The sequence below is a fragment of the Bradyrhizobium sp. Kon69 genome, from assembly GCF_055807515.1.
Genome location: NZ_JBVVOS010000022.1, coordinates 84,831 through 98,818 on the forward strand (window position 1 = coordinate 84,831; position 13,988 = coordinate 98,818).

At 64.0% G+C, this 13,988-nt stretch carries 15 protein-coding genes; 6 read left to right on the forward strand and 9 right to left on the reverse strand.

What is annotated here, in order from left to right; genetic code table 11:
• Positions 1 to 12 precede the first annotated feature (12 nt).
• The 3 genes from modA to mepA all read right to left on the reverse strand — a co-directional run bounded on the left by modA (position 13) and on the right by mepA (position 2,737).
• A complete protein-coding gene (modA, locus tag AC0L3U_RS27090) occupies positions 13 to 798 on the reverse strand; it encodes a molybdate ABC transporter substrate-binding protein (protein ID WP_473363872.1) in 786 nt (261 codons plus the stop codon).
• Between the two features lie 179 nt (positions 799 to 977).
• Positions 978 to 1,481 carry a hypothetical protein gene (locus AC0L3U_RS27095; protein WP_473363873.1) on the reverse strand — a complete coding sequence of 168 codons (504 nt, stop codon included), beginning with the start codon at positions 1,479 to 1,481 and terminating at the stop codon, positions 978 to 980.
• Positions 1,482 to 1,792: 311 nt separating this feature from the next.
• Positions 1,793 to 2,737 carry a penicillin-insensitive murein endopeptidase gene (gene mepA, locus AC0L3U_RS27100; RefSeq protein ID WP_473363874.1) on the reverse strand — a complete coding sequence of 315 codons (945 nt, stop codon included), beginning with the start codon at positions 2,735 to 2,737 and terminating at the stop codon, positions 1,793 to 1,795.
• Between the two features lie 53 nt (positions 2,738 to 2,790).
• On the opposite strand from mepA, the gene AC0L3U_RS27105 reads away from it, so the two are divergent.
• Both AC0L3U_RS27105 and AC0L3U_RS27110 read left to right on the forward strand, forming a co-directional pair.
• A complete protein-coding gene (locus AC0L3U_RS27105; protein ID WP_473363875.1) occupies positions 2,791 to 3,042 on the forward strand; it encodes a hypothetical protein in 252 nt (83 codons plus the stop codon).
• 162 nt (positions 3,043 to 3,204) lie between these two features.
• Positions 3,205 to 5,373 carry a putative bifunctional diguanylate cyclase/phosphodiesterase gene (locus AC0L3U_RS27110; protein WP_473363876.1) on the forward strand — a complete coding sequence of 723 codons (2,169 nt, stop codon included), beginning with the start codon at positions 3,205 to 3,207 and terminating at the stop codon, positions 5,371 to 5,373.
• Positions 5,374 to 5,418: 45 nt separating this feature from the next.
• Here AC0L3U_RS27110 and AC0L3U_RS27115 read toward each other — a convergent pair whose 3' ends face one another.
• From AC0L3U_RS27115 to AC0L3U_RS27125, 3 genes are all read right to left on the reverse strand, one after another.
• A complete protein-coding gene (locus AC0L3U_RS27115) occupies positions 5,419 to 6,162 on the reverse strand; it encodes a hypothetical protein (RefSeq protein WP_473363877.1) in 744 nt (247 codons plus the stop codon).
• Between the two features lie 210 nt (positions 6,163 to 6,372).
• Positions 6,373 to 7,527 (reverse strand): acyl-CoA dehydrogenase family protein, encoded by a 1,155-nt coding sequence (locus AC0L3U_RS27120; protein ID WP_473363878.1) that lies wholly within the window; start codon positions 7,525 to 7,527, stop codon positions 6,373 to 6,375.
• 162 nt (positions 7,528 to 7,689) lie between these two features.
• Positions 7,690 to 9,309 carry an amidase family protein gene (locus AC0L3U_RS27125; protein WP_473363879.1) on the reverse strand — a complete coding sequence of 540 codons (1,620 nt, stop codon included), beginning with the start codon at positions 9,307 to 9,309 and terminating at the stop codon, positions 7,690 to 7,692.
• A 258-nt stretch (positions 9,310 to 9,567) separates the two neighbouring features.
• Between AC0L3U_RS27125 and AC0L3U_RS27130 the strand changes: the two genes are divergently transcribed.
• Positions 9,568 to 10,968, forward strand: a complete 1,401-nt coding sequence (locus AC0L3U_RS27130; protein WP_473363915.1) for a TAXI family TRAP transporter solute-binding subunit — start codon at positions 9,568 to 9,570, stop codon at positions 10,966 to 10,968.
• A gap of 54 nt (positions 10,969 to 11,022) precedes the next feature.
• Here AC0L3U_RS27130 and AC0L3U_RS27135 read toward each other — a convergent pair whose 3' ends face one another.
• Positions 11,023 to 11,484: a GNAT family N-acetyltransferase gene (locus tag AC0L3U_RS27135; RefSeq protein WP_473363880.1), complete on the reverse strand. Its 462-nt coding sequence runs from the start codon at positions 11,482 to 11,484 to the stop codon at positions 11,023 to 11,025.
• A 123-nt stretch (positions 11,485 to 11,607) separates the two neighbouring features.
• Here AC0L3U_RS27135 and AC0L3U_RS27140 point away from each other — a divergent pair, with 123 nt between their 5' ends.
• A complete protein-coding gene (locus AC0L3U_RS27140) occupies positions 11,608 to 11,781 on the forward strand; it encodes a hypothetical protein (protein ID WP_473363881.1) in 174 nt (57 codons plus the stop codon).
• 14 nt (positions 11,782 to 11,795) lie between these two features.
• Positions 11,796 to 12,005 (forward strand): hypothetical protein, encoded by a 210-nt coding sequence (locus AC0L3U_RS27145; RefSeq protein ID WP_027514367.1) that lies wholly within the window; start codon positions 11,796 to 11,798, stop codon positions 12,003 to 12,005.
• Positions 12,006 to 12,025: 20 nt separating this feature from the next.
• On the opposite strand, the gene AC0L3U_RS27150 is transcribed toward AC0L3U_RS27145, so the two are convergent.
• Positions 12,026 to 12,364 (reverse strand): response regulator, encoded by a 339-nt coding sequence (locus tag AC0L3U_RS27150; protein ID WP_473363882.1) that lies wholly within the window; start codon positions 12,362 to 12,364, stop codon positions 12,026 to 12,028.
• A 165-nt stretch (positions 12,365 to 12,529) separates the two neighbouring features.
• Between AC0L3U_RS27150 and AC0L3U_RS27155 the strand changes: the two genes are divergently transcribed.
• Entirely contained in the window at positions 12,530 to 13,303 is a 774-nt protein-coding gene (locus AC0L3U_RS27155) for an SDR family NAD(P)-dependent oxidoreductase (RefSeq protein ID WP_473363883.1), read from the forward strand.
• A 128-nt stretch (positions 13,304 to 13,431) separates the two neighbouring features.
• Here the strand turns inward: AC0L3U_RS27155 and AC0L3U_RS27160 are convergent, their stop codons facing one another.
• Positions 13,432 to 13,725, reverse strand: coding sequence for a putative antibiotic biosynthesis monooxygenase (locus tag AC0L3U_RS27160; protein ID WP_473363884.1), 294 nt, complete (start codon positions 13,723 to 13,725; stop codon positions 13,432 to 13,434).
• Between the last annotated feature and the right edge of the window lie 263 nt (positions 13,726 to 13,988).

Genomic DNA, 13,988 nt, shown 5'->3' on the forward strand with positions numbered 1-13,988 from the left:
CAAATCGCAAAATCAAGTGGAGGGGCTGATCAGGAACTTGAAACCGTATTTTTCCAGAATGGTCTTGGCGGCGGTCGAGCGCAGGAAGGTGAGATAGTCGCTGGTCTCGCCCTTTGCTGTCGTGGTTGCAGCGACGGGATAGATGATCGCGGGATGCGAATCCGCCGGGAAGGTGCCGATGATCTTCACGCCGGGCTCAACCTTGGCATCGGTGGAATAGACGATGCCGAGATTGGCCTCGCCACGCGCGACCAGCGTCAGCGCGGCACGCACGCTATCGGCCATGGCGAATTTCGGCTCCGCGGCCTGCCAGGCGCCGAGGTTCTCCATCGCCGCCTTGGCATACTTCCCAACCGGCACGGACTTGACGTCGCCGGTCGCGATCCTGCCGTCGCCGACGAGTTTTGCGAGGTCAAAGCCTTGCGCGATCGCGACGTTGTCGAGCTTGGACTCCTTCGGCGCGATCAGCACGATGCTGTTGCCGAGCAGATTGACCCGGGTCGCCTCGTTGATGGTCTTCTTGGAGATCGCGTAGTCCATCCAGTCGGTGTCGGCGGAGACGAACACATCGGCCGGCGCGCCCTGCTCGATCTGCCTGGCGAGCACGGAGCTTGCGGCATAGCTGACGCTGAACTTGACGCCGGTCCTGGCGGTGTAGGCCGCGTCGACCTCGTCGAGCGCGTTCTTCATCGAGGCTGCCGCGAACACGGTGATGGTCTTGTCCTCGGCGGCGACAGGCGAAAGGCCCGCACCCGCGAGGATCACGAAAGCGGTGAAGAGTCCGGCAATACGAATCATGGATGCGCTCCGTGCGAGATCGCGCGCGCAAGAAGCACGCGCAGATCCGGCGTTGGTGGGTCTGGGCGACGGGCGGAAGCGCTGTTCCACGGGTCCCGGCGGCGGCTTACGGCCGGCAGGGATATCGCTGGTCTCGAAGATAGCAGGCCAGGGCCTCAGGTCAAAGGCGACCGTTTGGCTCATTCCGTCGGCAGGATGGCGATCGACAGCGAATTGTCCTTCGCGCCGCTGACCTGGAGCACGACGGGCTGCGCCGACAGCTCGTATTTCATGGTCTTGCGGATGCCGTCGCAATCGGTCGCGCCGCTGAAGGCCACGGGCTTGAGGGCATGCCCGTCCTGGACCACGTCGATCCACGCGCCCGAGGACAGGCTGACCGTGTAGAGCCCGGCCTTCGGAGCCTTGATGCTGGTGAAGCCGGCAAATGTGCCGTCCTTTGGCGCGCGCTCCGGAGGCGTCGGCAGTTTTGCCTCCTGAGGCGTGACCAGCCCAAGTTTAATGGCCGATGACGGGACCGCGGCCTGCTCACTTCCCGATGCCAGCTTGGCAAGGTCCGGCGCAGTCAGTGCGGCGCGTTCGTTGTGGATGGGCCATTTGAACTTGTCGCAGCCGCTGGGCTCTTCGGCAGCGAGGGCCGAGCTCGCGCCGAGCGAAAGCGCGGTGAGGAGGGCGAGGATGCGCATGTCGTATCTCGTCATTGGCCACGCGAAGACGCGGGCTGGCGGTCAGGCTTGTTGAAAGGGATGCGCATCCCGGGAGGGCCGCGGGCTTACGGCACGGCGGCAAGGCGATCGTAGCGCATTTGGGCCGTACGAACTAGCCGTCGGCTCAAACTCCATGCGTCATCCGGGACAAGCGCAGCGAAGCGGAGCGCAGATCCGGGATCCATAGCCACAGCGAGTAGTTTGGCGAAGACTCGTGGTTATCACTTCGCCCCACGACTCCTCCTTGGGGTAATGGGTCCTGGCTTTCGCCAGGACGACAGCAGTGGTGCCTACGGCTTCGCATTGCCCGCGTGCAGCACGGCCTTGCACGCCGCCGGCATCTGCGCCAGCGTCATCGGCGGTTTCGGCTTCGGGGGCTCCGGCGGGGGTTTGGGGTGCAGCACGCCGTCGCTGAACCAATAGGCGAGATCGGAGGGCTTGCAGCCTTCGTCGTCGGATTGCGACGGCTGGCCCTCGCAGTCGCTCGCGCCCGCGGGGCAGTGCATGCGGATGTGGAAATGATAGTCGTGGCCCCACCACGGCCGGATCTTCGACAGCCAGGAACGGTCGCCCTTGGCCTCGCGGCACAGCGCCTTCTTGATCGCGGCATTGACGAAGATGCGCTGCACCGCCGGCTCCTGCGCCGCGTCGCGCAGCACCAGCACATGGCCCGGCGTGAACACCTTCGGATCGATGTCGAGCCGGTCCGGGCGCACCATCATCACCGCCGACATGTCCTCGCGCTCCTCGCGCGATAAGCGATGGTCAGGCATCGGCGTCAGCCAGATGTCGGCATCGAGGCCGATCTGGTGGCTGGCATGGCCGGACAGTGCCGGCCCGCCGCGCGGCTGGGCGATGTCGCCGACCAGGATGCCGGGCCATCCCGCGTCCTTGTGCGCCCTGGCGGCAAGCCGCTTGATCAGCGCGATCATCGCGGGGTGACCATAGCTGCGGTTGCGCGACAACCGCATCACCTGCCAATTGTCGCCGTTGAGCGGCATCTGCTCGGCGCCGCCGATGCAGCCCTTCACATAGGAGCCGATGACGTGCGCCGGTCCGGTCGACGGCAGCAGCTTGCGCGCGAACAGCTCCTTGGCGCCAATATTGGGATCGTTCGGATTGGCGAGCGGCGGCAGCGGCTTTGGGTTGACGCTGCCCTTGTCCTGGGCCAGCGCGTCGCTGGCGGCCAGGAGCGTCATGACGAGCAGGAGAGGGGCGAGGCGGCGGGGACTCATGTTGACATCCTTATAACCCAACACCGCGTCAGGGTTAAGGAACAGTCCAGCGGATGAAAGATCGTCTCAACTCGCGGTTCCGCGGCGTCGGCCCGCCGATTTTTAACGGCGCGATAACCCTCTCATGCATTGACCAAAATTCGTGCGCGGGACGCGTGCTCACGCCCTTCTGCATGCAATCGCGTGCGATCCCGGAAATGATTCAAGGCGGCGCGCAATTTTGCGTCATCTCGTTCTCCGATGACGACAATGCGATGCGCCTGGAGCGCCCATCGGCACTGCCGCGCCTTGCAAACGGGCAATGAGGGCTTTTTTTTCGAGACTGCCAGACCGTGCGTCCCATCGCCATGCCACCCAAGATTACCTTTTTTTCAGACACTTGCCCCAAGAGTTGCGGTCGCTGGGTGCGACTGGGACGAGTGAAGTTGAGTTTGGGGTTTCGAAAGCCGAAAAAGCGAAAGGGCAGCGTGCTTGGCAGGTCCGGCCTGCACCCGCGCAAGCCGCGCTTTGCGCGCGCCCCTCATCCTCCGTCCGAACGCGACGAAGTTCTGCGCAGCCGTGCCGAGGCTGAGGCCGCCATCGCGGAAGCGCGCAAATCCCATGAGCGCCTGCGCCAGGCCATCGAGATCCTGCCGCAAGGCATCGTGTTTCTCGATGCCGAGGGCCGCTACGTGCTCTGGAACAAGCAATACGCGGAGATCTACAGCAAGACCGCCGATCTGTTCGAGGAAGGCGCGCGCCTCGAGGACACGCTGCGCATCGGCGTCGCCCGCGGCGACTATCCAGAGGCTGCCGGCCACGAGGAAGAATGGATCGCCGAGCGGCTGCAAAGGCTCTATCAGCCCGGCGCGCGCCACGAGCAGAAACTGGCGGACGGCCGCGTCATCCTGATCGACGAGCGGCTGACCGAGGACGGCGGCGTCGTCGGCCTGCGCGTCGACATCACCGAGTTGAAGCAGCGCGAGGCCTCGTTCCGCCTGCTATTCGACGGCAATCCCGTCCCCATGATCGTTTGCGCACTGGACGACGAGCGCATCCTCGGCGTCAACGATGCCGCGGTCGCCCACTACGGCTACAGCCGCGCCGACTTCGAACGGCTGACGATCCGTTCCCTTCAGGCTTTCGACAGCGAGCCGCCCTGGACCGCCGATTCGACCGGCGAGGAGCAGGCCGGACGCACCTGGAAGCACGTCAAGGCCGACGGCGCCCTGATCGACCTTGCGATCTATTCCCGCGAACTGACCTATGCCGAGCGGCCCGCGGTGCTGCTCGCGCTGATGGACATCACCGAGCGCAAGCGCGCCGAGGCGCGGCTCGCCTTCATGGCCCAGCATGACGGGCTGACCGGTCTGCCAAACCGCAATCTGCTGCGCCAGCAGGTCGACGAGATGCTGCTGCATACGAGGCGCAGCACCGACAAGGTCGCCCTGCTGATGCTGGGGCTCGACAATTTCAAGGCGGTCAACGACACGCTGGGGCACGCGGTCGGCGACAAGCTGCTGCGCGGCGTCGCCAAGCGGCTGCGTTCGACCTTGCGCGAGGACGACGCGCTGGCGCGGCTGAACTCGGACGAGTTCGCAATCGTGCAGAGCGGCCTCACGCGTCCCGAGGATGCGGTGCTGCTGGCCAAGCGCCTGCTGGAAGCCATCGCCGATCCCTATCTACTCGACGGCCATTCCGTGGTGATCGGCGCCTCCATCGGCATCGCGATGGCGCCGGGCGACGGCGACGATTCCGAAAAGCTGCTCAAGAGCGCCGACATGGCGCTGTCGCGCGCCAAGCTGGATGCGCGCGGCTCGTTCGCGTTCTTCGAGGCGGCGCTCGATGCGAAAGCGCAGACCCGCCGCAAGATCGAGGTCGAGCTGCGCGACGCCATCCAGAACGACGTGCTGCGGCCGTACTACCAGCCGCTGATCGACCTCCAGAGCGGCCGCATCACCGGCTTCGAGGCGCTGGTGCGCTGGCCGCATGCCGAGCGCGGCATGGTCTCGCCGGCCGAGTTCATTCCGGTCGCGGAAGAAACCGGGCTGATCAATCCGCTCGGCGGCCTGATGCTGCGCCGGGCCTGTCACGATGCCGCGACCTGGCCGGACGACGTCCGCGTCGCCGTCAACCTGTCGCCGCTGCAGTTCCGCAGCGGCAATCTGCTTTCGGTGGTGACGGATGCGCTGAAGCATTCCGGCCTGCCGCCGCGACGGCTAGAGCTCGAGATCACGGAGACGCTGCTGCTGGAAAAGAGCGCCCAGGTGCTGGCGACGCTGCATGCGCTGCGCGCGCTCGGCGTGCGTATCTCGATGGACGATTTCGGCACCGGCTATTCCAGCCTGAGCTATCTGCGCAGCTTCCCGTTCGACAAGATCAAGATCGACCAGTCTTTCGTGCGCGATCTCGGCGCCAATCGCGAGGCCCAGGCGATCATTCGCTCCATCGTCAGCCTCGGCAAAGGCCTCGGCGTCACCATCACCGCTGAAGGCGTCGAGACCGAAGCCGAGTTGAGCTGTCTGCGCACTGAGGGCTGCGACGAAGGCCAGGGCTTTCTGTTCAGCAAGGCCCGGCCGAATGCAGAGATCGTTAGCCTGCTGGCGGCACAGCGCGGCATCGACGGTGCAGGCGAGGATGCCGCGCTGGTGGCCTAGGCTGCGGGATGCCGGCTTGCGTCTTGAGTTGGGCACAGTTGAAATTCAGTGGCCGACAAGTGTTACGGCCTCGGCAGGAGCGGTTTCATGGGACCGCACGAATACGAAGCGGGATGCCGTGGGGATCTGAGCATCGGCGCTGCCATCCTGGCCGATGAGAATGAGTCCCGCGCCGCCATTGGCTACATTCAAGATGACGGGGGCACCCTGCCAGGTCCTGATCGGCTCCATTCCGATGATGAGAAACTCACCGATCGGCTGGCCGAAATATTGAAGCCTCAATTGTGGTCCGACTTCTGCAGCCGCGAGGCCGAAACCCAATTGTTTGGCGCGCGCATAGATGTCCGTCAGCAACGCGGTGTCGGTCCGAAAGCCAAGTTCGGCTGCCGACACCGTGAAAAGCTCTACGCTCCTTGTCGTGGCGCTGACGGCAAACGTCGGTCGTGCGAGAATTTCGCCGGCCGAGTTTCCGATGCCGCAACCTGCCGCATCCAATGCGTTGCTGAGGGCGAAGACATTTGCAAACGTCCCGATCCTGATCGTCTTCCACACGGGGTGATCGACGGCGGATGTGATCGGGATCTGCGGCCCATCAGAGCGCGCTTGCTTCAGCTTGAGGTGATTCCGCAGCACGTCTCGGGCCGAGCATTGAGCCACGGCTTCGCTCGCGTACAGGACAGTGCATGCGACGCAGAGGATGGCAACGATGAGAATGCCACCATGGCGCCATCCCGGTGAACGCCCCTGAATGGCATGGCGACTGACTTTCCTGCCAGCTGTTCGGCCCATAACGGACCTCTCTTGCGCAAAGGCAGCGCGCTAGAAACAATTCGGAATTATCACGTCCACATGCTCGGCGCGGTTACAGCGGAAATGCTGTTGTTCTTTTTGTTGCTATAGAAATTGGTCCGGCAAAATCTACAAAGGTTCAGCGACAAAGACGCCGGTTGGCGAACTCAATATAGGTCAGCGTGCGTGCACTGTCGCAACTGGTCGACGTCAGCGGTCTCCGGAAAGGATCATCTTACCGACATCCTCGTAATGCGTGTCGCGCGCCTGGATTTGCTGGGCGATGGCGTGCATGTCGCGAAACCGTCGTTCGAACGGATTGCTGCGGAATACGGCCGTGGCGCCGGCCATGTGATAGGCGGTGTCGACCACCCTGGCCGACTGGTGGATGGTCCAGGTCGCGGCGAGGCGAACCGAGCTCCGATGCGCCGCGCTGAATTCGCCGGTCGCGCAGAGATCGCGCCACATCGCGCTTGCCGTCGCATAGAGATAAGCGCGCGCAGCCCGAAGATCGCCCTCGGTGCGGCCGATCAGGCCCTGGACCGCCGGGTTGTCGTGCATGGCGCTGGCCGCCAGCGACTGATGCTTGCCGCGCGCCAGCGCGATTGCGGCATCCAGCGTCGCGCGCGCCACGCCGAGCGACACCGCGGCAAAGCCGAGGCTGAATGTGGAGCCAGTGCCGATCCTGTAAAGCGGACCCTGCTCGCGGAGCGCGGACGGCACGTCACGAAACGCGGTGAAGCGCTCGGGGACGAAGAGGTCGGCGACCTCGTAGGAATCGGTGCCGGTGCCCGCGAGCCCGATCGCCTGCCAGACGTCGTGCAGCACGGCGCTCGCGACCGGAAACAGGATGGTGCGCACCTCCGCCGAGCCGTCGGCATTCTTGCGCGGCGCGCCGTCGGCCCCGACGATGCGGACATGCGCCCCGAGCCAGCTCGCCTGCCGCGAGCCCGAGGCAAAATCCCAGCGGGCGGTGACGCGATAGCCGCCCTCGACGATGCGCGCCTCATGCCCGATCGCACCCCAGGCGAGGATGCCCGGCGCCGTGTTGAAGATCTCCTGCGCGGTGTCGTGGTCGAGCGAGGCCGCGATCATCGCGCAGACGCTGCATTGGCCGAGGCACCAGGCGGTGGAGGCGTCCGCTTTCGCGATCTCCTCCAGCATCTGCATGAAAGCTTCCGGCGGCGCTTCGACGCCGCCAAGGCTCTCCGGCAGCAGCGCGCGATAGAGCCCGTTCTCGATCAGCGCGGAAACGACGGCCGGCGTCAGCCGCCGCGTCCGCTCGATCTCGTCGGCTTCGCGCGCGATCAGCGGTGCGATCGCCAGTGCCCGCTCGACGAGGCCAAATCCGGGAGTTGCGTTCATGCGCGTTTCCTCGCCCATTCTTGCTGTGAGCGGTAAGGAGGCAATGGTGGTCTATCTGGCGGGGAGGATCAAGCTGGTCCCACCGTCATTCCGCGCCCGCGCCATTTGGCGCGCCGTGGAATGACGGTTCGATCTCTCGAGCTCGCGCTGACGCGGGCGATATCACAGCTCGGACAAACCCGGCGGCGGCTTGCGTGCGTTGGTTGCTTGCTCGAAGGCATACGCCAGACGCAGCAGCTTGTGCTCGCTCCAAGGGCGCCCTGCGAAAGTGACGCCGAGCGGATAGTCGGGCGTGTCTTTGCCGTCGTCTGTGCCCGAGACGAAGCCGCCAGGCACCATGACGCCGGGGTAACCTGCTTTGGCGGCAATTGCGGCGCCATAGGCGCCGGGGAATAGCACCGCATCGAGCTCGTGCTGGTTCATATAGGCGTCCATTCCGTGCGTCCTGGCGGAGAGCAGGTCCATGGCACGTGCGGACTTGTACTCGGACTCGCTCAGATCGCCCCTGGTCAAGTCAGCGGCGAGAAAGTGGTCCTGTCCGAAACGGAGCGCTTTGTCGGGGTTCGCTGCGTTGAAGGCCACGATGTCGGCCATGGTCTTGATGTCAGTGTTGGTCGCCCAATCCCTCAGGTAGAGATTGAGACCGTGCTTCATCTCATACAGAAAGACGACCGGCGGTCTTGCGACCGTACCTTTGTGGGCGCTCAGCGGATTGCGGTTGAGCACGGCCATGGTCGTGCCCGGCCCACCGATCCAGCCAAGTGTCGGCATGCTGGCGCGCACGATGACGGCGCCGAGATCCTCCAGCACCTTGATCACCTCGGCCATCAGCTTGGCCGACTTCGGCGGCAGCTTGCCGTAATAGCAATCGTTCAGCGGGTCAGCGGGGTCGCTCGGCACGCCGATGCGCGCGCCCTTCATCGCGTCGGTGACGAGGCCGGCGGTGTAGTCGGTCGGCCGCCGCTGCTCTCGCGTCGCTGGGTCGAGCGGGTCCTTGGCAGCCAGCACATTCAGCAGCATCGCGGCATCGCGCACCGTGCGCGTCATCGGACCGGCGGTGTCCTGGCTGTGCGCAATCGGCAGGATGCCGGCGCGGCTGATCAGCCCGACGGTCGGTTTCACGGTGACGAGGCCGTTCAGGCTGGCGGGGTGCAGCAGCGAGCCTGAGGTCTCGGTGCCAATTGAGGCTGCGCAGAGGCCGGCTGTCACGGCGACCGCCGAACCCGAGCTCGATCCCCCTGGAGACACCACCGGAATCCCGCGATCGTCCATCAGCGCCGGCGCATAGGGGTTCTTCACTTGGCCGCCCAGCGATGAATAGCCCGCGGGCATGTCGATCGCGAGCATGTTGGCGAACTCCATCAGGTTCGCCTTGCCCAGGATCACCGCGCCGGCGCCCCGCAGCAGCTTGACAATGGTGGCGTTATCCCTGGCGCGCGCGCCCTCCAGCGCCAGCGAGCCCGCCGTGGTCGGCTGTTCGTCGCCGGTCGCGATATTGTCCTTCAGCAGGATCGGCACGCCCGCCAGCGGCCGCTGGGCCGACGGCCTCGTGCCGTCGAGCGTGCCCGCGAGCGCATCGGGATTGAGTGCGCGGACCGAGTTGAGTTTAGGCCCGTCGCGGTCATAGACCGCGATGCGGGCAAGATAGAATTCGGCCAGCGCCCTCGCGGTGATCCGTCCGCCGGCCAAGGCATCGATGACGTCGCTCATCGGCGCGTGCGCGAGCGTCTGCATGGTCGACGCCGGCGGCTCAGTCAGGCCAGCTCCAGGAAGCTCGTTCATTTCGCGTTTCCTCGCCCATTCTGCCGTGAGCGGTCAATCGCGCGATGGTGATCTATTTGGCGAAGACGATCAAGGTGGTGTGGCGTCAATCCGGCAATCGCTACGTGAAGTGCGGAGTCAGAGATGATGGCGCAAGCTCGAAGAGCTCACGCTGGCCCCAAGAAACTATTGGTGCTGCTCGGACATTATCGTTTTCCAGAACAGCATGATACTCTTCCGAAACAGGCAGCGATTTTGACCTCCAACCGGCAGCGGCAAATGTCCTCGTCTGATGCTCCCATGAAACGCAGTGACGCGGCTCGCCGAGGGCGGAGACAGACGAAGACCCTGCTGCTGATTTTAGCCATCGGATTTCTTGTTTTCGGTGCCGCTGCGGGCACGTTGTATTACGCGCTACGGCCGATAACACTTCGGATTGCCGTCGGACCGCCGGGAAGCAACGATCACAAGGTGATCGAGGCGATGACCGATGCCTTTGCTGGCGAGAGCAGGACCGTGAGGCTGTCTCCGATCGCGACTGCCGGAGCGGCCGAAGCTCTGGCTCTGCTCGGTGCCGGCAAGGCCGACCTTGCGGTCGGTCGCGGCGATCTGGAAATGCCGGCCGACGCGCAAACGGTCGTCATCTTGCGCAAGAATTTCGTCGTGCTGTGGTCTTCTTCGGGAGTTGCGGGCAAGGGCTCCAAGCGAAAGCCGGCGCCGAAAATCAAGGAGGTCGCCGATCTCGCAGGGCACAAGGTGGGGGTGATCGGCGCGACGGCGGCGAACGCCGCGTTGCTGAGAGTCATCCTGAGCGCCGCCGGTGTGGCGCCGGACAAGGTCACGGTCGCTCAATTCGGCACGGGCCAGCTCGAGGAGCTGGCGCGTGACCCGAGCCTCGACGCCTTCATGGCGGTCGGTCCGCTCGACAGCAAGATAACCGCCGACGCGGTCGCCGCGACCGCCCGGACGCGTGGCGCGCCCAAATTTCTCGCGATCGACGCATCGGAAGCCATCGCCTTGAAGCACCCGCGTTATGAATCGGAGGAAATTCCGCCAAGCATTTTCAATGCGAATCCAGCCTGGCCCGATGACAAGGTGGAGACCGTCAGCGTCAGCCATTTGATTGTCGCACGGAATGCCTTGTCCGAAACGACAGTGGCGGCGTTTTACCGCCAGCAATTCGCCCTCCGCCAGGCGATTGCGAGGCAAGTGCCTGGCGCTGCGCAAATCACCAAGCCGGACACCGAGAAAGAAGCCGAGCTGCCGGTACACCGGGGAGCGGCGGCCGTGATCGACGGCACTGAGCGCACCTTCCTCGACAGATACGGCGACTATTTCTGGTTTGCGCTCCTGCTTCTCTCCGGCATTGGTTCGGCCGGCGCCTGGCTGCGTCAATACCTAAATCGGGATGAAAGGGACGAGAACACCAGCCATCGCAACAGGATTCTGGCGCTGGTTTCCAAGGTGCGCACTGCGGAGTTCGACCACGAACTATTGGCCATGCAGCAGGAGGTCGATGCTATCATCGAGGAAACGCTTGGCTGCTACGATGACGGCGCCATCGAGGAGGAGGAGCTGGCAGCCTTCGGCCTGGTGCTCGAACTGTTTAATCATGCCGTCGTCGAGAGGCGCGCGGCGTTGCAGCCGGCTCCGTTGAACGTGCTCGCCGCGCGGCGCTAGGCGATACGATAAGCCCTCAGGCTGCTGAATCCCAGAGAACAGCCCCAGCCGGATCTAGGCCGGGTCCTTTAGCAGGCGCTCCATGATGGTCGTGCGTTCGTCGCCATGATAGCTGTCGTGCACCGCTTTGAACCCGAGCCGCGCGTAGAAAGTCTCGGCGGTGACGGAAGAAGGGACGGTCAACGAAGCAATGTTTCGTGCGCGCGCCGTGCGCTCGATCTCGGCCATCAGCAGCTTGCCGATGCCGCGTGCTTGAACGTGTGGAGCGACGAACACCGTGCGGACTACGCACCCGTCGAGGCTCGCAGTTCCAACGACGCGGCCGCGGATGGTGGCGACGAACACGGTGCGTTGTCCGATTAACTGCCGCACGGCCTCCGGGCTGAAGCTGCGCACGATCCTTTCGATGATCTCGTTCGTATAATCCTTCGCGTTCGTTTCCCGCAGTGCACGCGCGATGACAGCACTGATATGGGCGGCGTCATCTCGAAGTGCGGGTCGGATTGCGCATTCCATGGGTCGCTCCAGCTGCGCGCGCTTTCTGAATTATCCATTCTACACCAAACCGCGACAGCATTGGTTCCATGAAAAGGAACGGTCAGGAGCTCCAGGCGTTTGAGGTAGCGAAAGGACACTTGCATGACCGAGAAATTCAATCCGGCACCGCCGGACAAGAACGCGGAAGATCTCAAGCGCGGCATCCGGCGCGACAAGGCCAGGGACGACGAGTTGGACAAGGGCTTGAAGGACAGTTTCCCGGCGTCGGACCCGGTGAGCAGCACCCAGGCCTCCAAGGCAACACCGGACGCATGAAGGAGGGATAGACCATGGGCCTCGCAGCCTATGATATTGTCGGCAGGGATGGTGCCTGGCACGTCGACCACGATGGCGAAATCCGGAACACTTACCAGACCAAGGAAGCCGCTTTCGAGGCGGCTGTGGCCGCGGCATCGCTCGCCATGCGGCAGGGTCACTCCGTCCGGTTGACGGTGCCGGAGAGCGAGAACGCCGTCGGCGCAGAAAATTCGGGCGGATGACCCTCGAGGGCATTCTGATTCTACACGGCCGCCAGCAAATGGGCGGGCGCAAACGGCTTGCGCAGAAAGGTCGTGTTGGGCGGCAGCGGCGCCATCACCGTCCCCGACATCAGCACGATGTTGAGCCCCGGATGAGCACTGCGCGCATACTCTGCGAGCTCGAGCCCGGTCATTCTTCCCGCGAGATTGTGATCCGTGATGAGCGCCCGAAGCTCCGTGCCCGTCGACGCCACGATAAGCTCCGCCGCTTCCGCGGTGGCACATTCGACGACTTCGAACCCTTCGTCCTTGAGAAGGTCGGATAGAACTTCGCGCTGGAGCGAGTCGTCCTCGACCAGCAGCATGACGTAATTCGACATGCGGTCATTCCCAACTTATCGAATGTTAATGCGCATCCTGGAAGATTGTTCGGTTGTGATGTCTTCGTTTGCAGCGACCTGCGCACGGCATGATCAGTCGAACATGTTGCATTCTCCTTGAGGTTTCGACGCAGGCGCCGAAGCGGGGATCGGACAGGAGTGGCCATGGCAATCGTCTTCATCACGGGCAGCACGGACGGTCTGGGCCGCGCAGCAGCCCAGTCTCTCCTCGAACAGGGCCACCAAATCGTCCTGCACGCGCGATCGGCGGAACGTGCGGCGGCAATCGCCGGGCTCGAATCGCATTCCGCACGGGTCGTCATCGGCGATCTCAAGAGCGCCGCCCAGACGAGGCACGTGGCAGACCAGGTCAACGCAATCGGACGCATGGACGCGGTCATCCACAACGCCGGGGTCTATACCGAGCGCAGCCGCGGCCCGACGCCCGAAGGCCACGCCACCACCCTGGCGGTCAACACGCTCGCGCCCTATTTGCTCACCGCCCTGATGAAGCGCCCCGATCGGCTGGTGTATCTCAGCAGCGGACTACATCGTGGCGGAGAGGGATCGTTGAACGATCTCGACTGGACCAGGCGAACCTGGGATCCAGCCAAGGCGTATGCGGAGAGCAAGCTGCACGTGGTTGCACTGGCCTTTGCCTTGGCGCGGCGTTGGCCGCAGGTGCTGAGCAACGCCGTCGATCCCGGCTGGGCGCGCACCAAAATGGGCGGTGCCGGCGCGCCGGTCGGCGTGGCCACCGGACAACGGACGCAGACCTGGCTGGCCGCGAGCGATGATCCCGCCGCCCTGGTCAGCGGTCGCTACTGGCATGACCTCCGGCAACAAGAGCCGGCCCACGAAGCGACCGATCCCGATTTTCAGGAGCGGCTTCTGGACAGACTGGGTGAGTTGACCGGGGTGACGCTGCCTCCGGCGTAGAAGCAATTCGTCCGAAGGCTACGAGCTACGAGCTGATCGTGCGTTGGTCCAAATGACCGGAATGTGCATCGATGCCTTGTCGAGCCGGTGTTTCCTCCAATCGCACCGAAGACCTCGCGTGAGGTCCGTCAGACGTCCGCCATCGGAAACACTTCCAGCTTGGCTGCTGATTTTTCCAGCAACGAGGCTTGACCTGTCCGCCGAGGGTCATTCCGATAGTTTTGAAAGTCCTGATCGGATGCGAAGCTGACGATGTGCATCTCGGTGGTGCCATCAGGATTTCGAAGCCGACGGTCCAGACGTCCATTGAACTCGGGCAAGAGCGGCAGAACCGCATCCTCGTAGGCTCGAAAGTCCGCGACACCTTCTGCCGGTATTCGGGCCATGAGTACGAGCGTGATTGGGCTGGTTTGATGGGACATCGCGGCCTGTCGATCGCATCGCTGCCATGATGCCATCATGCCCCTGTTTTGCCCGACGAGTCAAACAGGATTCGTAAAAATCGAAAAACACAATGGCAACAACGTGCCGGCTACTGTGCATGGGGTTGTTTTCGCGTTTTTATTATCCAGCCGCGAAAGGCTCGGACCGGACCTGTCTCACCACCAGATTTTGGTCTCGCCTTCGTCGTCATGGCCGGGCTTGACCCGGCCATCCACGGCTTTTCCGCTGACCAAGAACGTGG